This is a genomic window from Abyssisolibacter sp. ZYX002, assembly GCF_056892235.1.
Genome location: NZ_JARMXH010000002.1, coordinates 534,011 through 556,182, shown reverse-complemented (window position 1 = coordinate 556,182; position 22,172 = coordinate 534,011). Strand labels below are relative to the sequence as shown.

General features: G+C 30.7%; 23 protein-coding genes. 19 read left to right on the top strand and 4 right to left on the bottom strand.

Translation table 11 applies throughout. From position 1 onward, the window contains the following. From P3X86_RS08625 to P3X86_RS08575, 11 genes are all read left to right on the top strand, one after another. Nucleotides 1–1,203 carry a bifunctional 3,4-dihydroxy-2-butanone-4-phosphate synthase/GTP cyclohydrolase II gene (locus tag P3X86_RS08625; protein ID WP_483292267.1) on the top strand — a complete coding sequence of 401 codons (1,203 nt, stop codon included), beginning with the start codon at nucleotides 1–3 and terminating at the stop codon, nucleotides 1,201–1,203. A 9-nt stretch (nucleotides 1,204–1,212) separates the two neighbouring features. Continuing rightward, nucleotides 1,213–1,674 carry a 6,7-dimethyl-8-ribityllumazine synthase gene (gene ribH, locus P3X86_RS08620; protein WP_483292266.1) on the top strand — a complete coding sequence of 154 codons (462 nt, stop codon included), beginning with the start codon at nucleotides 1,213–1,215 and terminating at the stop codon, nucleotides 1,672–1,674. A 145-nt stretch (nucleotides 1,675–1,819) separates the two neighbouring features. Further along, a complete protein-coding gene (locus P3X86_RS08615) occupies nucleotides 1,820–2,896 on the top strand; it encodes a M42 family metallopeptidase (protein WP_483292265.1) in 1,077 nt (358 codons plus the stop codon). Between the two features lie 24 nt (nucleotides 2,897–2,920). After that, nucleotides 2,921–3,145, top strand: a complete 225-nt coding sequence (locus P3X86_RS08610; protein WP_483292264.1) for a DUF2164 domain-containing protein — start codon at nucleotides 2,921–2,923, stop codon at nucleotides 3,143–3,145. Nucleotides 3,146–3,327: 182 nt separating this feature from the next. Beyond that, the gene (locus tag P3X86_RS08605) at nucleotides 3,328–3,795 is read left to right on the top strand and encodes a PTS sugar transporter subunit IIA (RefSeq protein ID WP_483292263.1); all 468 of its coding nucleotides are present in this window, start codon (nucleotides 3,328–3,330) and stop codon (nucleotides 3,793–3,795) included. A gap of 200 nt (nucleotides 3,796–3,995) precedes the next feature. Then, the gene (locus P3X86_RS08600; protein ID WP_483292262.1) at nucleotides 3,996–5,054 is read left to right on the top strand and encodes a PTS fructose transporter subunit IIC; all 1,059 of its coding nucleotides are present in this window, start codon (nucleotides 3,996–3,998) and stop codon (nucleotides 5,052–5,054) included. A gap of 299 nt (nucleotides 5,055–5,353) precedes the next feature. Beyond that, the gene (locus tag P3X86_RS08595) at nucleotides 5,354–5,674 is read left to right on the top strand and encodes a PTS fructose-like transporter subunit IIB (protein WP_483292261.1); all 321 of its coding nucleotides are present in this window, start codon (nucleotides 5,354–5,356) and stop codon (nucleotides 5,672–5,674) included. Between the two features lie 72 nt (nucleotides 5,675–5,746). Beyond that, entirely contained in the window at nucleotides 5,747–7,720 is a 1,974-nt protein-coding gene (locus P3X86_RS08590) for a BglG family transcription antiterminator (RefSeq protein ID WP_483292260.1), read from the top strand. Between the two features lie 15 nt (nucleotides 7,721–7,735). Beyond that, complete coding sequence (locus P3X86_RS08585; RefSeq protein WP_483292259.1) at nucleotides 7,736–8,710, top strand: type I phosphomannose isomerase catalytic subunit; 975 nt, start codon at nucleotides 7,736–7,738, stop codon at nucleotides 8,708–8,710. Between the two features lie 164 nt (nucleotides 8,711–8,874). Further along, a complete protein-coding gene (locus tag P3X86_RS08580; RefSeq protein WP_483292258.1) occupies nucleotides 8,875–9,189 on the top strand; it encodes a DUF3795 domain-containing protein in 315 nt (104 codons plus the stop codon). A gap of 368 nt (nucleotides 9,190–9,557) precedes the next feature. Beyond that, complete coding sequence (locus P3X86_RS08575) at nucleotides 9,558–10,442, top strand: M23 family metallopeptidase (RefSeq protein ID WP_483292257.1); 885 nt, start codon at nucleotides 9,558–9,560, stop codon at nucleotides 10,440–10,442. An 8-nt stretch (nucleotides 10,443–10,450) separates the two neighbouring features. Here the strand turns inward: P3X86_RS08575 and P3X86_RS08570 are convergent, their stop codons facing one another. Genes P3X86_RS08570 through P3X86_RS08560 form a run of 3 tightly spaced genes read right to left on the bottom strand, consistent with a single transcriptional unit; the run spans nucleotide 10,451 to nucleotide 12,562 of the window. Continuing rightward, nucleotides 10,451–11,125, bottom strand: a complete 675-nt coding sequence (locus P3X86_RS08570; RefSeq protein WP_483292256.1) for a TVP38/TMEM64 family protein — start codon at nucleotides 11,123–11,125, stop codon at nucleotides 10,451–10,453. Between the two features lie 17 nt (nucleotides 11,126–11,142). Next, nucleotides 11,143–11,724: a CDP-alcohol phosphatidyltransferase family protein gene (locus P3X86_RS08565; RefSeq protein ID WP_483292255.1), complete on the bottom strand. Its 582-nt coding sequence runs from the start codon at nucleotides 11,722–11,724 to the stop codon at nucleotides 11,143–11,145. 1 nt (nucleotide 11,725) lies between these two features. After that, a complete protein-coding gene (locus P3X86_RS08560) occupies nucleotides 11,726–12,562 on the bottom strand; it encodes a heterodisulfide reductase-related iron-sulfur binding cluster (RefSeq protein ID WP_483292254.1) in 837 nt (278 codons plus the stop codon). A 167-nt stretch (nucleotides 12,563–12,729) separates the two neighbouring features. On the opposite strand from P3X86_RS08560, the gene P3X86_RS08555 reads away from it, so the two are divergent. The 7 genes from P3X86_RS08555 (at nucleotide 12,730) to P3X86_RS08525 (ending at nucleotide 20,871) form a co-directional block, all read left to right on the top strand. After that, on the top strand, nucleotides 12,730–14,094 hold the full coding sequence (locus P3X86_RS08555; protein WP_483292253.1) for a sulfurtransferase: 1,365 nt from the start codon (nucleotides 12,730–12,732) through the stop codon (nucleotides 14,092–14,094). Next, nucleotides 14,084–14,488: a hypothetical protein gene (locus tag P3X86_RS08550; RefSeq protein ID WP_483292252.1), complete on the top strand. Its 405-nt coding sequence runs from the start codon at nucleotides 14,084–14,086 to the stop codon at nucleotides 14,486–14,488. Before P3X86_RS08555 ends, P3X86_RS08550 begins: the two co-directional genes overlap by 11 nt. A 46-nt stretch (nucleotides 14,489–14,534) precedes the next feature. Continuing rightward, complete coding sequence (locus P3X86_RS08545) at nucleotides 14,535–15,209, top strand: Crp/Fnr family transcriptional regulator (protein ID WP_483292251.1); 675 nt, start codon at nucleotides 14,535–14,537, stop codon at nucleotides 15,207–15,209. A 258-nt stretch (nucleotides 15,210–15,467) separates the two neighbouring features. Next, nucleotides 15,468–15,944 (top strand): permease, encoded by a 477-nt coding sequence (locus P3X86_RS08540; RefSeq protein ID WP_483292250.1) that lies wholly within the window; start codon nucleotides 15,468–15,470, stop codon nucleotides 15,942–15,944. Further along, nucleotides 15,944–16,645: a permease gene (locus P3X86_RS08535; RefSeq protein ID WP_483292249.1), complete on the top strand. Its 702-nt coding sequence runs from the start codon at nucleotides 15,944–15,946 to the stop codon at nucleotides 16,643–16,645. Before P3X86_RS08540 ends, P3X86_RS08535 begins: the two co-directional genes overlap by 1 nt. A 296-nt stretch (nucleotides 16,646–16,941) precedes the next feature. Further along, nucleotides 16,942–20,004: a GNAT family N-acetyltransferase gene (locus tag P3X86_RS08530; RefSeq protein ID WP_483292248.1), complete on the top strand. Its 3,063-nt coding sequence runs from the start codon at nucleotides 16,942–16,944 to the stop codon at nucleotides 20,002–20,004. Between the two features lie 15 nt (nucleotides 20,005–20,019). Next, nucleotides 20,020–20,871, top strand: a complete 852-nt coding sequence (locus tag P3X86_RS08525) for an amidohydrolase family protein (protein WP_483292247.1) — start codon at nucleotides 20,020–20,022, stop codon at nucleotides 20,869–20,871. A 36-nt stretch (nucleotides 20,872–20,907) separates the two neighbouring features. On the opposite strand, the gene P3X86_RS08520 is transcribed toward P3X86_RS08525, so the two are convergent. Beyond that, complete coding sequence (locus P3X86_RS08520) at nucleotides 20,908–21,327, bottom strand: hypothetical protein (RefSeq protein WP_483292246.1); 420 nt, start codon at nucleotides 21,325–21,327, stop codon at nucleotides 20,908–20,910. A 374-nt stretch (nucleotides 21,328–21,701) separates the two neighbouring features. On the opposite strand from P3X86_RS08520, the gene P3X86_RS08515 reads away from it, so the two are divergent. Further along, entirely contained in the window at nucleotides 21,702–22,163 is a 462-nt protein-coding gene (locus tag P3X86_RS08515; RefSeq protein ID WP_483292245.1) for a hypothetical protein, read from the top strand. Nucleotides 22,164–22,172 lie beyond the last annotated feature (9 nt).

Genomic DNA, 22,172 nt, shown 5'->3' with positions numbered 1-22,172 from the left:
ATGACTGAATTTAGTACAATACAAGAAGCAATAAGTGACTTAAAGAAAGGCAAAATGGTAGTAGTTGTAGATGATGAAAATAGAGAAAATGAAGGAGATCTGGTAGTTCTAGCAGAACACGCAACGCCTGAGATAATAAATTTTATGGCAACGCACGCGAGAGGACTTATATGTATGCCTATGAATGAAGAGAGATTAGAAGAACTAAGACTCAATCAAATGGTAGTAAAGAATACAGATAATCACAGTACTGCTTTCACAGTATCAATAGATTGTGCAGATTCAACTACTGGTATATCTGCATATGAAAGATCAAATACAGTTAAAAAAGCAATAGACGTAAATTCTTCACACAAAGATTTTAAAATGCCAGGTCATATATTTCCACTTAGAGCAAGACCTAGTGGAGTACTAGAGAGAGAAGGGCATACAGAAGCCACAGTTGATCTAGCTAAGATGTGTGGTTCATATCCAGCAGGCGTTATATGTGAGATTATGAATGAAGATGGTACGATGGCTAGATTAGATGATTTAAAAGAGTTTTGTAAAAAATACCATTTAAAGCTTATAAGTGTAGAAAGTATAAAGAAACATAGAATCAAAACAGAGTGTATCCTAGAAAGACAAAGCAGTGCTAAAATGCCTACAAAGTATGGAGAATTTGAAATAATAGGATATATTGATAAGCTCACAGGTAAAGAGCATATTGTACTTAAAAAAGGAGACTTAAGTAAGATAAGAGAACCATTAGTAAGGATTCATTCGGAGTGCATGACTGGAGATGTGTTTAGCTCACTTAGATGTGATTGTGGAAACCAACTTGAGTATGCAATGAAGAGAATCAATGAACAAGGAGCAGGTATAATAATATATCTTAGACAAGAGGGGAGAGGGATAGGACTAATAAACAAAATAAAAGCATATAATTTACAGGATAAAGGGCTTGACACAGTTGATGCAAATATAGCGTTGGGTTTTGAAGAAGATGAAAGAAACTACTATATGGCAGCGCAGATACTAAAAGATATGGATGTGGACAAAGTAGAGTTATTAACCAATAATCCACAAAAGATACAAGGATTAAAAGAGTATGGAATTGAAACTGTGGATAGAAAACCGATAGAGATTAAGACAAATAAGTATAATGAGTCTTATTTAAAGACTAAAAAAATAAGAATGAATCACTTATTAAGTGAAGTGTAGGAGGAAAATATGAGAACAATAAATGCTGGATTAGTTTCAGATAAAAAACAGAGATATGGTATTATAGCTAGTAGATTTAACGAATTTATAGTAGGAAAGCTACTAGAGGGAGCTATTGACGGGCTTGTTAGACATGGTGTAAATGAAGATAATATAGATATTATTTGGGTGCCAGGAGCGTTTGAAATACCTTTAATGGCAAAGATGCTATCAAAAAAAGATTACGACGGGATAATATGCCTTGGTGCTGTGATTAAAGGACATACACCACATTTTGATTATGTGTCAAGTGAGGTGTCAAAAGGTATAGCTTCAGTATCTTTAGAGTCAGAAAAACCAATAATATTTGGAGTTCTTACTACTAATAATCTAGAGCAAGCAATTGAAAGAGCAGGAAGCAAAAGTGGAAATAAAGGATATGAGGCTGCTGTTACTGCTATTGAAATGGTAAATTTACTAAATACAATCTAGCCTAAATTAATAACGATAATCAATAAATATGTTCATCAAAGTTTAATAGATAATTTAGGTTTAATATTTTCAAACATTGACAAAGACCTATTATAATGTCATCATAATAATAAAGATTAAAGATAAAAGAAGGTGGGGGAATATTATGAATGACAAAGTTAAATTGCTAGAGATGTTAAGCAACGCAAACGGAGCACCAGGCTTTGAAGATGAAGTAGTTAATGTTATAAGAGAAAATACAAATAATTTATTTGATATAACAGAAGATGTAATGAGAAACGTATATATGAGTGTAAAAGGAAAGAAAAGAGATGAAAATAAGATAACAGTTATGTTAGATGCACATTCAGATGAGGTTGCATTTATAGTTCAATCAATCAAAGCTAATGGATTAATAAAGTTTTTGCCACTAGGAGGATGGGTTCCATATAATATTTCAGCACAAAAGGTTAGGATAAAGAATTGTGATAATAAATATATAACTGGTATTGTATCTTCCAAACCCCCTCACTTTCTATCTGAAGAAGAGAAGAACACACAAATCAAAATACAGCAATTGTTTATAGATGTTGGAGCGTCGTCTAGAGAAGAAGTTATAGAAAAGTTTGGAATAGAGGTAGGAGCGCCTATAGTTCCAGATGTAAAATTTGAGTATAATTACATTAATGATACTTTTATAGGTAAGGCTTTTGATAATAGAATAGGATGTGGATGTGTAATTGAAACAATAAAGGCACTAGTAGATGAAGATTTAAACGTAAATCTTATCGGAGCTATAGCTGCTCAAGAAGAGGTTGGTACAAGGGGAGCGGTTATTACATCAAATACAGTTAAGCCTGATATTGCAATAGTATTTGAAGGAACACCTGCAGATGATGGCTTTAAGCCTGATGACGAAGCTCAATCAGTACTAAAAAAAGGTCCTCAGATAAGACACTTTGATAGAAGTATGATAACCCATCCAAGATTCGTTAAATTTGCTAGAGGCATAGCAATAAAAAATAATATCCCTATTCAAGATGCAGTTAGATCTGGGGGAGGAACAAATGGAGGTAAAATCCACTTATCAAATAATGGTGTACCAACTATAGTTATAGGAGTTCCTGTTAGATATATTCATACTCACTATGGTATATCGACTATAATTGATTACGAAAATACTATCAAGTGGGCAACTGAGATAGTTAGATCCTTGGATGGGCAAGTATTGGAAACTTTATAAACAATACAAATAAGGAGTGGAAATATGAGCAAAGTGAAATTGGAAAAAGAGCAATACAAAGAAGTCGTTTCTGAGATAAGGAAGTATTTTGAAATAGAAAGAGAAGAATCAATAGGAGATTTACAAGGACAGCTTATGTTAGAATTTATATTAGAAAAAATAGCACCATACATATACAATCAAGCTATAGCTGATATGCAAAAATACATGAATGAAAAGATAGATGATATGTATGGATATATGTTATAGTTTCAGTTAGAAAAACAACGCTTTTAGGTAATACACAAAGGCGTTGTTTTTTTATTATAAGCGTTTAAATAATATGGCTTAAATATTACCACAACAATATGGTAATAGTAATTTACTCATACATAACCTGGATATGATATCATAAATTTATAGCATATTAAGTAAGGATTGGAGAGATTAAAATGGATTATATTACAACTGTTGATTTAATAGATTTAAAATTAGAGAGTAAAACAAAAGAAGAAGCTATAAAGAAGTTGGTAGAAAAAATAGACGATAGTGGAAGATTAAAAGACAAGAATGAATATCTAAAAGAAGTTTTAAAAAGAGAAGAGTTATTTACAACAGGGATAGGATTTGGTATTAGTATACCTCATGGCAAAAGTGGTGCAGTCAAAATACCAACTCTAGCAATTGGCAGATGTGAAGAGGGAATAGATTGGCAATCTATGGATGGAGAGGCAGTTAAGACTATTTTTTTAATAGCAGTACCAGAGGAATCAGCATCTAATCAACATCTAAAAATATTAGCAGCACTTTCAAGAAGATTGATGAATGAAGAATATAGAAATAAACTACTTGATGCTACTGATTCTAAAGATATTTTAATATTATTAGAAGATATTATAAATGAAATACAAGTCATGTAAATTTACAATACACGAAATACACAATATCAATATTTTCAAAGCTGGGACATTATATTTTTCTATAAAGTCAATTTTTTCATCAACATGTGTTATAGGTTTGTTGCCCTATAGGCAATTATATTATTTATATTAAAATGAAGCGACAAATCTTTAATACCAAGTACTTTTAAGTACTTAGATAAAATGAGGAGGATGTGTATATGAAGTCAGAACTAAAAAAGTTAAGAACTTACCTAATGACAGGAGTATCGTACATGATACCTATCGTTGTAATAGGAGGTGTATTGATAGCTTTATCTATTGCACTTAGTGGTATTAAAGCTGGAGCAGGAGCGGATGTAACTAATCCTATATTAACAAAAATGCTCAATATAGGAGTCAAAGCTTTTAAACTTATGGTCCCTATTTTAGCAGGCTACATTGCATTTGGCATAGCTGATCGTCCAGGATTAGCGCCAGGATTAGTTGGTGGAGCATTAGCAGATGAAATAGGAGCAGGTTTTTTAGGAGGTATAATAGCAGGCTTTATAGCTGGATATACAGCAAGATGGATTAAGTCATGGAAAGTACCAAAACAGTTAAGAGCAATCATGCCTATATTTGTAATACCACTCTTGTCATCTGTAGTAGTTGGAGCATGTATGTATATAATAGGAGCACCTATAAGTAATTTCATGGAATCTATGACAGAAACCTTAAGAAGTATGGAGACAGGAAATTCAATATTATTAGCTATCGTAATGGGAGCTATGATTGCATTTGATATGGGTGGACCAGTAAATAAAGTTGCATTTTTGTTTGGAGCAGCTATGATAAAAGAAGGTGTTTTCACAGTAATGGGTCCAGTAGCAGTAGCTATATGTGTTCCTCCTTTAGCAATGGGTGTTGCAACTTTATTGAGTCCAAAAAAATACAGCTTAGCAGAAAAAGAAGCAGGAAAAGGAGCTTTGGCCATGGGACTTATAGGTATTACAGAAGGTGCTATTCCTTTTGCTGCAGGAGATCCATTTAGAGTAATACCTTCAATAGTTACAGGTTCTGCAATAGGTGCAGCAATAGCAGCAATAGGAAAAGTTGGTGATCATGCTCCTCATGGAGGACCAATAGTTCTTCCAGTAGTTGATAATAAAATAATGTTTATTATAGCGGTTGTAGTAGGGGTAGCAGTTTCAGCACTAATGGTTAATTTATTGAAAAAAGAAACAATAGAAGAAGTAAAAAGCGCTGGAGATGAACTAGAAATAAGCTTGGATTTATAAAATATATGATAATCAGTTAAAAATGTAATAAAAGACTGTCTCAAGCAAATAAAGATTGGATATTGAGGCAGTTTTTATTTAACCTAAATAGTTCATAGAAAATCAATACTATCCAGCATCCTTCTAATTACAATGCTTTCATCAATTTTTCACGTACGCTTTTAAAATCGCAGAAATATTGTAATTTAGAAAACTACAGTTTATTAATCAACATTCCATGAATAATTCAAGTTTAACATTATTTATAATATAATAAAGTTAGGATATCTTTATAAACACTATGTAGAAAGGAAGATTATATGAAAATTTTAGCTGTTACTGCATGTCCAACAGGTATTGCTCATACATATATGGCGGCAGAAGCATTGGAAAAAGAAGCAAAGGCAAAAGGACACGAAATAAAGGTAGAGACTCAAGGGTCAATAGGAGTTGAAAACGAGATTACAAAAGAAGATTTAAAAGGAGTTGACGTGGTTATTCTGACTAAAGATATGGCAATAAAGGGAAAGGAACGATTTAAAGGTCTCCCAGTTATCAATGTGTGTATTGGAGATGTTATAAAGAAGACAGGACCTTTGTTAGATAAGATTGTTCAGCATTTGAATAATAAAAAGGAATAAGAATTTAAGACATATGGTTAAATTGAATTGCCTATATAGCTTAGATAATTCGTTATACAGAGGAGGATTAATGTGGAGAGAATAAAGAAGATAGCAAAAATCTTATTAGAATCAAAATATCCAGTCACAATTAATAACATAGCCTCGGTATTAAAAGTATCTAATAAAACTGTTCGCAATGATTTAAAAAAACTTCAGGATTTTATTGAAAAAGAAGGTTTAATATTAATCAAAAAAACAGGTGTAGGAACTACATTAGAAGGAAGAGAAGAAAATAAAGCCCAATTATTAAAAAGACTTAAAGATGTTAATTATGTCCAGCCTTATTCACCAGAAGGAAGACAAAATTATATACTACAAAGATGCTTTATGGATAGTAAAAGTATTTTAGTCAAAGAATTAGCGAATGAACTATATGTATGTACAGCTACAATAAATAATGATTTAAAAGAACTAGAAAGTTGGTTAAAAAAATATGATTTGAAATTTCGCAAGAAAAGAAATAATGGAATTGAGATAATAGGAAAAGAAAAAAATTATAGAAAAGCAATCTCAAATATTATTTCTAAAAACAAAGAAGTTGAAGAACTCCAAGAATTGTTGTACTCAACATATAAAAGTAGAATAGATCATAAATCAATGATTAAAATTAAATCCTTACTTGATATAGATTATAAACGGCTTGAAGAGATATTAAATTGGGTAGAAAAAAAGCTAAAATTCAAATTTTCTCAGGAAGCGTACATCAGTCTTATCATTCATATAGTCATATCAATAAGGCGCATAAAAGATGGAAAAGATATTTTGTTATCAGACACTATACTAGAAAGCATAAAACATACAAAAGAATTTAAATGCGCTTACGATATGAGCCAAAAGATGCAACAATTTTTAGAGGTACTGATACCAGAGTCTGAAATAGGATATATTACACTGCATTTATTGGGAAGTAAAATTTATCATGATGATTTAGGAGAGTTAAATTTATATTTTGATAAAGCTCAGGAAACAGATACAGCTGTGATAATAGCGAAAGATATTGTTAGAGTTACAAGCAATGTCTTGGATATAAATTTATCCAAAGACCAAGCTTTCATAAACGGTCTTATACTACATTTAAGACCTACAATTAATAGATTAAAATATGGCCTAACTTTAAATAATCCTATATTGGAAGATATAAAGATTAACTATCCTGATGTATTTGGAGTTGCTTGGATGACAAGTAGAGTATTTGAAAAATATTTAGATAAAAAAATACCAGAATCTGAGATAGGTTATATAGCTCTTCACATTGGAGCTGCTGTAGAAAGAAATAGATGTCAAATTAAGACACTGATAATTTGTCATAGTGGTATAGGAACATCACAATTGCTGTCAGCTAGAATAAAAAGATGCTTTAAAGAGCTAGATATTCTAGGGATAACAGCTTCAACAGAAATTACTAAAGATATGATAACTAGAGCAGACTTGATTATATCTACAGTACCACTGCAAATAGATACACCAGTGTTAGTTATTAGTCCTATATTCACACAATCGGATGTAAAAAAAGTAGAATTTTTTATTAATAAAATCAACAAAAAAATATCTAGTAAAGGAACAGAAGAAGAGAATATGGCTAAAGAAATTTTCTACAGAAGCAAAAAAATATATAACCGTAAGCAACTCATACATGATATGTGTGAGTTTTTGAAAGTAAAACAATATATTAAGAATGGTTTTGAAGAAACTGTTTTATCTAGAGAAGCTTTAATATCAACAGAAGTTGGAAATCTAATCGCGATTCCTCATGGTGATCAGAAAGAAGTAAAAAAATCTTGTATTGCACTTACCGTTTTAAAACATCCAATAATATGGGATAGTCAAACTGTGGAGTTCGTTTTTATGTTATGCATAGCAGAAAAAGATTTATCAAAGACTAAAACTTTTATAAAAAACCTATATAAAAACATGGATAATATAGAATTTGCTAACATGCTAAGGAAAGGTAGAAAAAACATTAAAGAAGTGAATCTATTATTAAATGAGTTAATCAATAATTAAACAGGAGGATAGATAATGTATCCATTAAAGTTCGAACATATATATGTAAAAAAGGTTTGGGGTGGAAGGCGTTTTTCTTTTTTTAGAAAAGATTTACCAGACGGTGATATAGGTGAAAGCTGGGAACTATCTTGTAGGAAAGATGTAACAAGTATAGTTTCTAATGGCAAATATAAGGGTGAAAATTTAAAAGAATTAATATTAAGAGAAAGTGATAAAATCATTGGAAGCAGAATATCAACAGATAGATTTCCTGTACTGATAAAACTGCTGGATGCTAAAAATAAACTATCACTGCAAGTACACCCAAATGACTCATACGCATTAAAAGAAGAGTGTGATCTAGGAAAAAATGAAGTGTGGGTTGTATTAGAAGCTACAGAAGATGCATATATCGTAGCGGGTACGCAAAATTGCACACCTGAAATTTTTAAACAAGCATTAGAAAGTGGAGAAATAGAGCAGTACCTCAACCATATAAAAGTACGAAAAGGAGATGTGTATTTTATTAAAAGTGGTCTTATACATAGTATGGAAGGAGCTTTAGTAGCTGAGATACAGCAAAACAGTGATGTTACATATAGAGTATACGATTATAATAGAGATAGAGAGGTCCATAAAAGAAAAGCTATGGACGTAATTGATTTCGATCTTCAAGGTAGAAGAGCAGTTGGTCTTAAAGTTCAAGAAGAAGGATATGATAAGACGTATTATTGCTACAATAAACATTTTTCTTTAGAAGAGTATAATGTAAAAAGAAGTTTTAGTGAAAAGAGTAATCCAGAAAGGTTTTATATATTTATGTGCATAGAAGGTGATGGAGAAATAATATTTGGAGACGGATTAGAAAAAATCACTAAAGGAGATACTGTTTTAATACCCGCAAGTTTGGGTGAGTATACTGTAAAAGGAGAATGCAAGTTATTGAAGTCGTATGTTCCAGATATACCTATGCTAGAAAAGGAGATACTTAGTATAACAAAATATTAATTAAGAACGAATAAATTAACTTCTTAGGCAATATTTTAAAAATTCAAAATATTTACATAAAATATAGGTGTCATTTTTGTATGAAAATTAATAATATAGTATTAACACAATATTTGTGTTTGCAAATATTGTGTTAATATTTTATATAAGTCGGAAGTGATATTGTGAAAGAGTATAACGGAGCTATACCGCCATGTTGTGCGTTTTGTGGCAAATGTCCTTGTTACAATAAGAAAAATGATCCGTGTCTAGGAGCAGCGAGCTATTGTAAAGGTAGCGGATGTAAGGTGTATAGATGTTCCAAAAAGAGAGGATTAAACTATTGTTTTGAATGTGATTTTTACCCGTGCAATATGTTCAATAAGTATTCAAAGCGTTGGAGAAAATATGGTCAAGACATAATGAAAAATCAAGAAGAAATCAAAGAAAAAGGTGCAGAGAAGTGGCTAAAAGAAAAAAATAAAGAATGTAGATCATAAAATAACTATATTGAGTATTTAGATAAAATATTGATAGTTAGTGAGAAATATTTTAAGGCTATGCCCTTATGAAAGCATAGCTCAGACTGTAGATAAAAGCCCAATTTCTTCGGTGTTGTTAAAATTTCCGTTGCTCACTTACCTCTAAGTAAGCTCTGCTACTTAATTTTAACACGCCTTGAACTTGAACTCTTACTACAGTCTGCTATCTTGATGACTTTGTCATCAACCTAGGCTATGCTTAAAAGCATAGCTTTTTGCTCTGGAAATTAGACAACAAGTTATCTTTGTTACTTATAAAAATATGAAGTGCATTGACTATAAAATCAGTCTAATATATTTGAGAACATAAGAAAGGATGTTATAGTATGAGAAAAACATTAGCAGTAGTTTTAAGTATTTTAATCGTTATAGAATGGAGTTGTGTTTTTTTTGTAGATGGAGTTATTTCAGTAGCTAGTTGGTGGTTTATTATGGGAAGTAGCTTTGTGGGGGCTTTATTATTTGTAATAATTGCTGGCAAAACAATATGTAGACTAGTAAAGCGTAAAGGTATTAAAATAGGAACTATAGCTTTACTATTAGTAACTTTAATTATGAGTTACCCAATATGTTGGTTTTTTGGTATAGGTCAAATTGCATATCCAGCAGATATAAAAACTACGAAACCTATAGCAGTAATACGTTTGCCATTAAATGAAACAGCTTCAGTAGGATGGGGTGGAGATAGCTTAGAGACAAATTATCCACATGTGGTTGCTCCAATGGAAAGATGGGCATATGATTTGTTGATAAAACCATATGATGTTGGATCAAACAAGCTGAGTGATTATGGAATATACGGTGCTGATGTAGTATGTCCGAGCAATGGATATGTAGTAGATGCTTATGATTTAGAAGAGGATATTCTTCCAAATACCGAAGATAATAAAACAATGATGGGTAATTACATATATATAAAGATAGCAGATACAGGAACTTATTTAGTTCTGGCACATCTTAAGAAAGACTCTGTATTAGTTAAAAAAGGGCAATATGTTAAAGAGGGGCAAATAATAGCAAAAGTAGGCAACTCAGGTTCTAGTAGTGAACCGCATTTGCATATTCATCATCAACGTCAAAATCCAAAAACAACATGTATTTTTTTTACAGAAGGATTACCTCTTTATATCAAAGAGTTTTCTACAAGGTCAATGCCACAGGGAGGAACTATACGTGATAAAATCTCGCCAGTAAAGACTTCAAATTATTAAACAAATAACTATCTATCAATAACGATATTTTTCTTTTTAGCAATATACTTAGGTATTAAAGAGATCAAAAATAATATAATTCCAGCTATCAAGAATTTAAGAGCAGTATTCATTGATATGCCGTTGGCAATGATGTCTCCAGACATATAGGAGTAAATGAGTGCACCAGGAGCCATGCATATCAGTGATACTGTGACATATATTTTTAGGCTTATACTAGTTAGTCCATATGCATAGTTTTGAAGTGAAAATGGGAATATAGGGACTAAACGAGTAAGTATTAAAAAGCTTACTCCGTTGCTAGTTATACCTTTATCAATACGTCTATATATCTTATTATCACCTAACTTTTCTTTTACCATATCAAAAGCTATGTATTTTGCTATTACAAATGAAGTTGTAGCTCCAAGAGTTGCACCTATCAATGATAAAATTCCACCAACAATAGGTCCAAAAACTGCACCTGCAACTATAGTTAGCACTGACGCAGGCAACATGAATATACAAGTAATAATATAAATTAGTATAAAAGCAATATAGCTATATATACCAAAGGATTTGATGAAGTTTTGCATTTTTTCTATATCCTGCAATCTATCTAAAATACCATAATTCCATGCGATTACAAATGCTATAATTAGTATAATCAATGATAACATAAGTTTTAAAGTACTTTTTTTCATTTTTATCCCCCAATCCATTAACTTAGTATTTTCTTTGCTTCAATAATTCTTTGAAGTGCAGTAAATAGAACAAATACAGTAAAAATATAAGCTATCTCATTTATATAGCTTCTAAGAAAAATCATAAGAGTAAACATGATGAAACCTTCAGTTCTTTCAGCAAGTCCAGCTTGATAATAAAAAGATTTCTTACTCTGTTTATCAGATAGAGTACCTACTGTTAGGAATATTGTCATTGATAGAAGTATTGATATAGTAAGTAATAAAAATGGAAATACATTACTAATTTTAGATGCTAGACCTAATATTACTGAAGCTTCAACTATCCTATCAAAAACTATATCTATTAATGTACCCCAAGGAGAGGATGTTTTACTAATCCTTGCCATAGCACCATCCACCGCATCACATAAACCTGACACCCAAAGAAAAATACAACCAAGCAGTAATCTGTCAAAGTATATAAATATGCCAGATGCCATACCTATAATCAATGCAATTATGGTAATATGGTTAGGCTTAAACCTTAGTCGTAAAAAGATACATGCAAATTTATTTAGTAAAGGGTCTACAAATCTTCTTCCGTGCGTATCTAACATATCAATCATCCTTTAATTTTACTACTATTTTTTTGAATTTATATCTATTAAACCATTTATCTAAAGAAGACAAATCGTTGCAATTATCTACCATATCTGTTAATATTAAATCAAGTAAATGATACGTTTTTATAGTTGTATCTTGGAGGACATTTGCACATTCTTGGCAATACGTTATACATAAATTACATGCAAGTGTATCCAATCTTTTTTGCCTAATTTTAGAGAATAATAAAGGATTGAAGAGTTTTTGCATGTTTATAGCTCCACAGCAAGATGTACTCTGTCTGCTAGTTTTACTTTCTATTATACTTAGCCCTAGCTGACTACATATGTTTCTAATAGTAGTATGTAGCTTGTGATTATTTTTAGTAGGGCACGGGTCGTGTATTGTAAAAACTTTATTTGATTCAAGAAACTTGTCTTTAATTGGAACTCCCGCACTGCGAAATATATCCCATATTGTTATAATTTTGGTGTCTAAAAAATTACTTAAATAATTATAACAATTCGGACAAGCGGTTATTATAGTATTAGCATTATTTATACCTTTGATAACTTCATCTTGATATTTTGTTATTATTTTAGCGTTTTTAGTAGACTGAGCTGGCTTCCCACAGCACATAGCTATCATTTCAATATCATTATATATATCTTTTAGGTAATCATAAGCTTTTACAACCAAAGAAGGATTGTTATCAACCAAACTGCAACCTGGAAAAAAGACTATTTTTGATTTATCTGATGCACGGGTTGTCAAAAGCTTTGTAAAACTTAGTTTTTGATGCGTTTTAACTTTGAGCAAACCACTATTACATAGTTTATCTAATGAAATCATAATACGCTCCTGTTTGAAATTTATCTCTATTATAACAGTTTTTATAAAGATTATGTATTAAAAAAACTAATAACTATAAGTAAACTATTAAAAAATACAATAAAACTGTTTATTACATTTACTATGATGGTATACTTTAAAAGATTATTAAAAGGGAGGAAATTACCGTGAGAAAAATAACAATAATATTTATAGCACTTATTCTTATAATTAGTGGGTGTACGAATGAGAAAAAAGAAATGGATACAGTAGAAAAATTTAATACAATTAAAACGAACGAAGTAGTTAAGGCTTTAAGTGACAACGAATGGATTATAGTGGATACTAGATTAAATGATGCATACAACGGATGGAAGCTAGATGGAGTTAGTAGAGGTGGGAGAATAAAAGGAGCAATAGATTTTTCTGCTAATTGGTTAAAGGTTGAAGCAGAAGATACAGTGCTAGCTGAGACTTTAGAAATAAAAGGAATAACTAAAGCCAAAAACGTAATACTCTATGATGCTAATGGTAAAGACGCGAAAGAAGTTTATAAGTATTTAAAAAATAAAGGTTTTGATAAATTATATATATATGATATAAAAGAATGGGCAGATGATGAAAAGTTAGCTTTAGAGAAGTATGAAAATTATGAGTTGATAGTTCCTGCTGTAGTTGTAAAAGAAATAATTGATGGTAAAAAACCAGAGACGTTTGAGGATGCAGAAAATATAAAGATAGTCGAAGCAAGCTGGGGAGAGGAAAAAACTTCATATGCAAAAGGGCATATACCAACCTCATTTCATATTAACACAGATATAATAGAACCGCCTACAAAAGAGAAACCAATTATGTGGATGCTTGCAAGTGATGATGAATTAGAGAAATTTGCATTGAATTACGGGTTTACAAAGGATGATACTGTAATATTAACCTCAGAGGAGCCACTTGCTTCGTATAGAGTTGCAACAGTACTCAAATATATTGGAGTTAAAGATGTAAGAGTACTAAATGGGGGAACACTTTCGTGGACACTCGCAGGTTATGAGCTTGAGAAAACTAGTAACAAGCCAACACCTGTAACTGATTTTGGCAGAGCTATACCAGGAAATCCAGATGTAATAGATACAATGGATGAGGTAAAAATAGGTCTAAAATCTAAAAATAGATTTATATTAGTAGATAATCGTACATGGAAAGAGCATATAGGAGAAATATCAGGATATTCTTATCACGACAAAAAGGGAAGGATACCAGGTAGTGTGTATGGACATGCAGGTAAAGAGAACTCGTATAGTATGGAATACTTTAGAAATGTCGATAAAACTATGAGAAATGGAAGTGAGTTTACTAAGTTATGGCAAGAGCAAGGTATAGATCTGAAAAAACATTTATCTTTCATGTGTGGTAGTGGATGGAGAGCATCGGAAATTTATACTTATGCTAATGTTTATGGACTAAAAGATACAGCTGTTTACAGTGATGGTTGGATTGGTTGGAGTAACGTTTCTCAAAATCCTGTAGAAATGGGAAATCCAAACAATGAAGACTAAAAAGATAGTTAATATATTTATAATAACAATACAAATAATAATAATAGCTGTGCTAGCGGTGTTAGAATATTTGTCAGAATATAAAGCAGGAATTATGCATCATTTGTATTATAAAAAAATTGAATACCTATCTACTATATACAGTCAAGGAGCAAAAATAATTCATATTGGTATAGTGATGTTAGTAACTGTTTTGATGATGGTATTAAACAATAAAGCTAAAAACACTGGCAGAAGAATAAATATTATATGGCTCCTTATACTTGATTGTTTATTTGTTGCTATGTTGTATATACCAAGTTTAAACAATCTAAACATCTATGCACATATGTTAATAGGTATTGAAGTAATGATTTGTTTACAAATAGTCAGTTTTCTAAACAAAATAAAATAGAACATATCAAATAAAACATGTATAATAAAACACGAGGTGATATGTGTTGGATTTATTGTTTAAAAAATTAAAGAAGGTTGAATTGTTTTCTGATTACAATGAAGATCAAATAAAGCGTATATTAAACACAATCAAGTATAAAGTAAACAAGTATAACGATAAAGACATAATAGCATTACAAGGCGATAGAGTCAAAGGTATAGGGGTAATACTCAAAGGAGAAGTGTATGTAAATAAAATATATGAAGATGGCAGGCAATTACAGGTTAAAAAGATGGTCTTTGGAGAACTGATAGGGCATGCACTTGTATTTGCAGATACTAATTTTTACACTAGCACTTTGATATCACATGGTGACTCTGAAGTAATGTTTGTTCCAAATGAAGGTATAGCAGATATGTGTATGAATAATAGAAGTATATTTAATAATCTAGTTAGAATACTTTCAAATCAAGTAGTATATTTAAGCAATAGACTTAAACTAAGTTCCTTGGGGACTATTAGAAAAAAACTTATTGGTTATTTAATAAATGAGTACGAAAAACAGAATTCACAAGTACTAGAAATACCTATATCTCGTAAGAAAATGGCTGAATTTTTCGGAGTGACAAGACCAGCATTATCTAATGAAATGATAAAGATGAAAAAAGATGGGTTAATAGACTATAAGGATAATAGAATAGAGATAATAAATATAAGCAAACTAAAAAATGAAATATAAAGCACAAAAAACCGTAATATATATTACGGCTTAGATTGATGACAAAGTCATCAAGATAGCAGACTTTAGTAAAAGTTCAATTTCAAGGCGTGTTAAAATTGAGTAGCAGAGCTTACTTAGAGGTAAGTGAGCAACGGAAATTTTAACAACAACGCAGAAATTGGGCTTTTGTCTACGGTCTGAACCGTAATATATATTACGGCTTTTTTTTGTCTTTGTTGGTATATTTACATTAATGATAAAGGAGAGTGATATAAAGTGACAACAATAGTGCTAATAGTATGTGCAGTAGTTTCGCTAATAATCTCACTATACAAAAACAAAGCTAAAACAATAGAGTCAATTAAGAAAGCTAAAGGAATGATGGGAAGTATGGCATCAGATATTATAGGAGTATTACTTATAATAGGGTTAATATTAGTTATTATTCCACCTGAAAGAATAGAAACGATGATAGGCAGTGGTAGTAGCTTTATTGCTACAGTTATAGCAGCACTAGTGGGGACGATAACGTTGATACCACCGGTTATTGCATTCCCATTAATAGGTTCATTAAAGGCAAACGGAGCTGGTATTGTAACACTAACTGCGTTTCTAACAACACTTACAATGGTAGGTTTTGTAACGTTTCCAGTGGAAAGTAGAACATTTGGTAAGACATTTACTATAAAGAGAAATGCGTTGAGTTTTGTATTTGCACTTGTTATAGCAGTAATAGTAGGGGTGGTGATGTGATGAAACAAAAGATAATGAAAAACAAGATATTGCTAATTGCAATAATAGGATATATAGTTTTGTTCGTTTATAATATGGATATGGGTAGAAATGCTCTTAAAATCAGTGGTAGCTATTTGATTGAGATGGTAAAGATATTGCCAGCAATTTTTATTATAACTTCAATAATACAAACATGGGTACCTACAAGAGTTATAATCAATAATTTTGGTTCAGGTTCGGGTGTTAAAGGCAAAATGATATCTTTTGCTATAGGTTCATTGTCAGCAGGTCCTATTTATGCAGCATTTCCAGTTTGTAGAATGTTGATAGATAAAGGTGCTAGCGTTGAGAACGTCATAATAATACTAAGTTCTTGGGCAGTAATAAAAGTTCCTATGCTTATAAATGAAGCTAAATTTATGACGGTTAAATATATGATAGTTAGATGGATATTCACAACAATAGCTATAATAGCAATGGGAAGTATAATGAAGCTATGGGTTAAAAAAGATGAGATACTAAAACATGAAACAAAAATAAGCAATGATAAGCTATACATTAATAAAAACACGTGTATAGGTTGTGGTAATTGTGTAAAAAAATATCCAAAGTTATTTAAGTTGGTTAATGGAAAAGCAGCTATAATAGATAATCAAAATATAATCAGAGATGAAATAATAATGATTAAACAAAGTTGCCCGTTAGATGCTATATCATAGCAAAAGAGTAATGATTTACAAAATAAATATTGATATAATAAAATGGTAATGATATAATAGTTTTCAAAGTACCACATAAAGGAGGTCGTAAAATGTTAACTATAGTAAAAGAAATATTAACAGTAGAAAATTATACAATTTTAAAATACGGCCTGCGGGATATGTAAATATTTATGTACAGAACTGTAGGGTTATCTGCAGTATTATCTGTTAGTTTCTGTTAATAATTATATTGTGATTAACTGTAGATATATTTCTACAGTTTTTTTATTATCTATTTTAAGGGGAGGTAAAATATGAATAATGTCAAAATCGTTGAGTTTGAAAAGCAGTATATTAATTCTCTAGTAGACATGTGGAATAAAAGTGGTGAGAGTTGGGGGGGAAGTAATGCGATACATACCAGAGAGAGTGTTCTAAATGCATTGGAAAGAAGCAATAATATAAACAACTTTATAGCTGTAGCTAAAGATGAAGTTGTGGGGTACTGTAGCTATAATAAAGATTTATTAGATGAAAATACAGCATATATACCTCTATTGAATGTAAGGCCAGATTGTATAGGTAAAAAAATAGGTAAAAAACTACTACTACAAGCTGTAAAAAAAGCCATAGAGTCTCAGTATATTAGACTAGATTTACATACTTGGCCGGGGAACGATAAAGCAGTTCCTCTATATAAAAAATGTGGATTCTTTTGGGAAAAGAGAGAAGATACAACACATCTTATGAATTTTTTACCTTATATAATGAAGACAGAAGCTGTCAGAGAGTATTTAGAGGTATTAGATTGGTATGAAGATAGTATCAGAGAGATTGAAGTTGAAAAAGATGGGAGAAGTGAAGATAACTTTGAATACTATGATTATAACTGGAAAAAAGATGACAAATACCTTAATATGGAGTTTGAAAGAAGAGGCAGGGGTTTAACTAGAATAGATACAGTTGACTATCAAATAAAAACTAGAGTAAAAAAACAAGATTTAGTAATAGATAGAAAATACGAGATATTATATGAGATAATAAATAAAAGTGGAAAGCCTCTAGAGATAAGTATAAAAGGTGAAGATAATAAAAATATTAAATTTAATATGGATTATCAAGGTAGAATAGTAGAAAATAGTGTAGTAAAAGGCGAATTTTATGTAGATAAAATAAACAAAGAACAAAACGAAGATAAAACATATCCGTGTGTAGTATCAAATATCACGATAAACGGTAAAAGTGCCGTTTTTAGAACTGGTATCAATCCCAAATTTCCAATAGTAATGACTATCGCAAATCAAAACGAAATAAAGCATATCAATGAAGAAAGTATTTGTCACATAAATATTAAAAGTAATATAGACGAGGAAGTTAGACTGAAATTCTTACTGCCTGACAGTGATATAGTAAAATTTACTGAGACAGATATAGTTTGCTCAGTTGATAAAAACGGAAATAACTCAGTATCAATACCATGCGTGGTAAAAAAATATGGATTTTATAAAGAAGAGATTAGTGTGGTAATTGAGTCATCAAGTCAAGAATCCACATACGTAGAAAAAATTGCAGGTGCTTTTAAAGGTTATGAAGGAAGATATTATGGAAAAAACGAAAGAGGCTATAATATTTACAATGGTCAATACATGGTAACATTAAAATATAAATATAATGCTGTATACTTTGAGAAACTGGGAGTAGACGATAAAGATGCATGTATAATATTACTAACACCTAGATTAGGAAAACCCTATACTGAAGAGTTTACTAGTAAAGAACTTGATGATGTTACATTTGAATCATATGAAAATAAAGATGTTATTAAGGTTGTTTTTGAATCATGTGATTTTGAAGGTGTAGTAATGACTTATTATATAGAGTTGTTTCAAAATGGTTTAGTAAATGCATATTGCGAATTAAAAAATGAGTCCCAAAAAGATATAGAAGAAATATATGTTTCTATTGGCTGTCATATGTATTTAGAAAATGGACTGTTACCGTATGATGGTAAAATAATTAGAACACCAAATGCAGAAGGTTCAGAAATGAAATCATGGGAAGCGTTAAAAATAAGTGAAAATTGGGTAATGAGGATTGGGGAAGACTGTGTAGGACTAGGATGGGATAAAGATGCACAGCTATCCATGAATTATGATAAACTCAATGTAGAGAATAGAATTTTAGATTTAAAGTCAGGTGAAAGCAAGAAAACTGAGCCAGTTGTTTGTATGATAGACACATTTACATCTGCTGAAAAATTTAGAGAATACATGGGAAATACAAAAAGGATAGATTATAAAGACTATAGACAGAGTTTTGATTGTAATATCAATGAAGGTAATCCATTTATAGAAAAAAGCTGTGAAGTATCATTTAAAGAATATAAAAGAGTAGATATGGCAAAAGCAAAAGTTAAAATTACTTCAAAAAACGGCCTCTTTAACAATATTACAAAAGAGTTAGACTTTGTAGATAATACTTCTAGTCTAAAGCTTTCATTTGATAAAAAAAGTGATATAGATGTTTTAAATTTAGATATTGATTTAGGTGTCAAAAGAGTAAATCGTAAAAGAGCTATCTTTTTAAAAGGGAATAATCAAATAAAAAATGAAATTTTTATGAAGCAGAATAAAAAAGTTTATGAAGCAACTAATGGTGAACTAACTATAAAAGCGTCACCAGAGTTTTCAGGAGGTATTTTTTCTATAAGCTACAAAGGTATTGAATGGCTAGATAGTAGTTTCCCAACACCATCTATCAAGGGTTGGTGGAATCATTGGACAGGAGGACTATTTAATAAACCAGACGATATAAGCTACGGATTGTTAGAACAACAAGAAAAAAGTGCAGAGTTTATTGATATTGTAGACCACTTTGGTAACTGCTGGTCAGGAATTAAGACAGTACTTAATATAAATAATCACAATAAATATAAAGGTTTAGTAGTAGAAGAATATTTTCTATTGATGGATGGAGTGCCTTTAATTTGTAATTTTTCTGTTCTTACTCATAATGGAGATGAATATATGCACGGTGTTGAGCTTTCACAAAATATGTGTACAATAGAGGACTGTATCCAAATAGTTGATAGAGGAGAGCAAATTAGATATATTAGTTCTGATAAAGTATACGACTTAAAAGTTGAAAATTATATGGTGCATGAAAGTAAAGGTTATAAAATGATAAGACTTCTTGGTAGAGACAGACAACATGAAGTATCACATAGTTTTGGGCTTACAACAGCAGAAGATAGAGGATACATATATCTTCAAAAAGAAAAGAGTGTAAAAATAGATCCAAGTTTTATGATATTTAGTAATGAAGATTTAAATGATATAATGTTTGAAGATTTGTATAGAATATCTTTTGATATATAACTGAGGAGGAATGCTATGAATATAATAGACTCACACATACATTTTTCAAATATAGAATCATTTAAGAAAACAGCTGTAGATATGTCAAAGGTAGATTATTCATCTTGTGGATATATAAAAGAGTTTGAAGCAAACAATATAGTGGCTAGTATAGCTATGGGAGTGCAAGAGACTAAAAGCGGAAGTTTTCCAGATGAAAATAGCCTTAATCCAATGTTACTTGATTTAGAAAAAGATATACCCCATAATATTTATGGTTGTGTAGGTATTAATCCAAGTAGATTAGTAGGAGTAAATAAAAACGAGGAACTAAAAAATATAGAAAAATATATACAAACACATGCAGTAAAGGCATTGAAGATATATGCAGGATACTATCATTATCATGTATATGATGATGTATATAAGCCCGTATATGAGCTAGCTGTTAAATACAAACTACCAGTAGTCATCCACTCTGGAGATACGTATTCTGAAAGAGGCATTTTAAAATATTCACATCCTCTAAATGTAGATGAATTAGCAGTTTACAATAGAGATATTAACTTTGTAATAGCTCATCTAGGTGATCCTTGGGTTATGGATTGTGCAGAGGTTGTATATAAGAATGATAATGTGTTTGCAGACCTTTCGGGTCTAATCGTAGGAGATAGACAGCAGGTTGAAAAAACTAGTAATCAAAAGCTATTTTTTGAACATATAAAAAGAGCTTTGGTATATGCAGATTGTTATAACAAATTTATGTTTGGTTCCGATTGGCCTTTAGTTGAAATAGGTTCATATGTTGAATTTATTAAAAAGCTAATACCTTTAGAATATCACGAAGATGTATTTTATAATAATGCTAAAAGAATATTTAAGCTTTAAAAATGGGGATGTCTTCTGTGACATCCCTAAAATTATTTAATCCTTATTGTAAACATTAACCATGACTGATTGATTCCAGCCTTCTGGGTTTGCAGGGTCTAGGTCATATTTGACCATACCTGAAGGATTAGTTGAGATAGTGTAAATGCTCTTACTAGGACCTACAGGATGAAGATAATAAAAGATTATATCAGTCTTAATACCATCTATAACAGCTGTATAAGTTATAGTTCCCTCAGGGCCTTGGATATACCCTAGTCCTGAATTTGAAGTTGTAATAACCCCTATTGAGTTTGAGCGTATCTCTTTTGGAGGATAATAGCGATCAAAGTGACCTCCTATAACATTATAATGTTTTAACTTCCAATCATAGAAAGTGAAATTTCTCAATAGTATTTCCGTATAACGAGTGAATAGATCATCTGTAGTCATAGGATAATAATACATAAAAGGCATAATGTTCACCTCCATTAGTATATTATATAAATAATATATGTAGAAATGAGGAGTATTGATTATTTTTGGTGTTTTGCTATAAGTTGAAAGATAATATTATAAAACACCAAATGGCAGAATCATATATTTCAGCATATATTAGAGTAATTCAACAGCTGGTCACATCTAGTGTTCGTTAATGTGTATAATAAATGAGTATTTTTATCCTAAGGACATTAAGAAGATGTATTAAACAGTAATGCTTAAAAATTTGTTAAAAAATATAAAGGTGACAGAAAATTTTTTGTGCTTACGCATTGCTATAATAGCAAGACAAAATAAAACACAAAACACTAATACAAGCAAAATATTTATACACAAAAGGAGAAAGAGCTATGAAAAGAAAAAATAAAATCATATTTGGAATTATGTCACTTGCATTAGCAGCCGTGATTCAATCACCTGTAAATGCTGCTTCAATTAATACAGGAGGTAATCATGTTACTGGAGATGGAAATTATGTAAACACAGGTGGCTGGGTTGTTGATGGAAATACTAATGTCAACTCAGGTGGAGTAGCTATTAATAGAGATGGACAAACTGTTGATAATAGTGGTAATGGTTATATATCAAATTACTTCTCAAGACCAACGTGGGTAAATTCATACCTATCAAAATGGAGAACTAATTGGAATTATCCATCAACAGGGAAAAATGTCATAAACACAGGTGGAAATGTTATAAATTCAGATAATAATGATGGGAATGTAATAATTACAGATGGAAATCATGTAAGTGGAGAAGGCAATATCATCAATGAAGGCAATAATTGGATAAATGGAGTAAAAATAAATTAAATAATAAAA

Excerpts from the sequence above, each read along its gene's own strand:
- P3X86_RS08625 (WP_483292267.1), top strand. The coding sequence starts at position 1 with ATGACTGAATTTAGTACAATACAAGAAGCAATAAGTGACTTAAAGAAA.
- ribH (WP_483292266.1), top strand. The coding sequence starts at position 1,213 with ATGAGAACAATAAATGCTGGATTAGTTTCAGATAAAAAACAGAGATAT.
- P3X86_RS08615 (WP_483292265.1), top strand. The coding sequence starts at position 1,820 with ATGAATGACAAAGTTAAATTGCTAGAGATGTTAAGCAACGCAAACGGA.
- P3X86_RS08610 (WP_483292264.1), top strand. The coding sequence starts at position 2,921 with ATGAGCAAAGTGAAATTGGAAAAAGAGCAATACAAAGAAGTCGTTTCT.
- P3X86_RS08605 (WP_483292263.1), top strand. The coding sequence starts at position 3,328 with ATGGATTATATTACAACTGTTGATTTAATAGATTTAAAATTAGAGAGT.
- P3X86_RS08600 (WP_483292262.1), top strand. The coding sequence starts at position 3,996 with ATGAAGTCAGAACTAAAAAAGTTAAGAACTTACCTAATGACAGGAGTA.
- P3X86_RS08595 (WP_483292261.1), top strand. The coding sequence starts at position 5,354 with ATGAAAATTTTAGCTGTTACTGCATGTCCAACAGGTATTGCTCATACA.
- P3X86_RS08585 (WP_483292259.1), top strand. The coding sequence starts at position 7,736 with ATGTATCCATTAAAGTTCGAACATATATATGTAAAAAAGGTTTGGGGT.
- P3X86_RS08575 (WP_483292257.1), top strand. The coding sequence starts at position 9,558 with ATGAGAAAAACATTAGCAGTAGTTTTAAGTATTTTAATCGTTATAGAA.
- P3X86_RS08570 (WP_483292256.1), bottom strand. The coding sequence starts at position 11,125 with ATGAAAAAAAGTACTTTAAAACTTATGTTATCATTGATTATACTAATT.
- P3X86_RS08565 (WP_483292255.1), bottom strand. The coding sequence starts at position 11,724 with ATGTTAGATACGCACGGAAGAAGATTTGTAGACCCTTTACTAAATAAA.
- P3X86_RS08560 (WP_483292254.1), bottom strand. The coding sequence starts at position 12,562 with ATGATTTCATTAGATAAACTATGTAATAGTGGTTTGCTCAAAGTTAAA.
- P3X86_RS08550 (WP_483292252.1), top strand. The coding sequence starts at position 14,084 with ATGAAGACTAAAAAGATAGTTAATATATTTATAATAACAATACAAATA.
- P3X86_RS08535 (WP_483292249.1), top strand. The coding sequence starts at position 15,944 with ATGAAACAAAAGATAATGAAAAACAAGATATTGCTAATTGCAATAATA.
- P3X86_RS08530 (WP_483292248.1), top strand. The coding sequence starts at position 16,942 with ATGAATAATGTCAAAATCGTTGAGTTTGAAAAGCAGTATATTAATTCT.
- P3X86_RS08525 (WP_483292247.1), top strand. The coding sequence starts at position 20,020 with ATGAATATAATAGACTCACACATACATTTTTCAAATATAGAATCATTT.
- P3X86_RS08520 (WP_483292246.1), bottom strand. The coding sequence starts at position 21,327 with ATGCCTTTTATGTATTATTATCCTATGACTACAGATGATCTATTCACT.
- P3X86_RS08515 (WP_483292245.1), top strand. The coding sequence starts at position 21,702 with ATGAAAAGAAAAAATAAAATCATATTTGGAATTATGTCACTTGCATTA.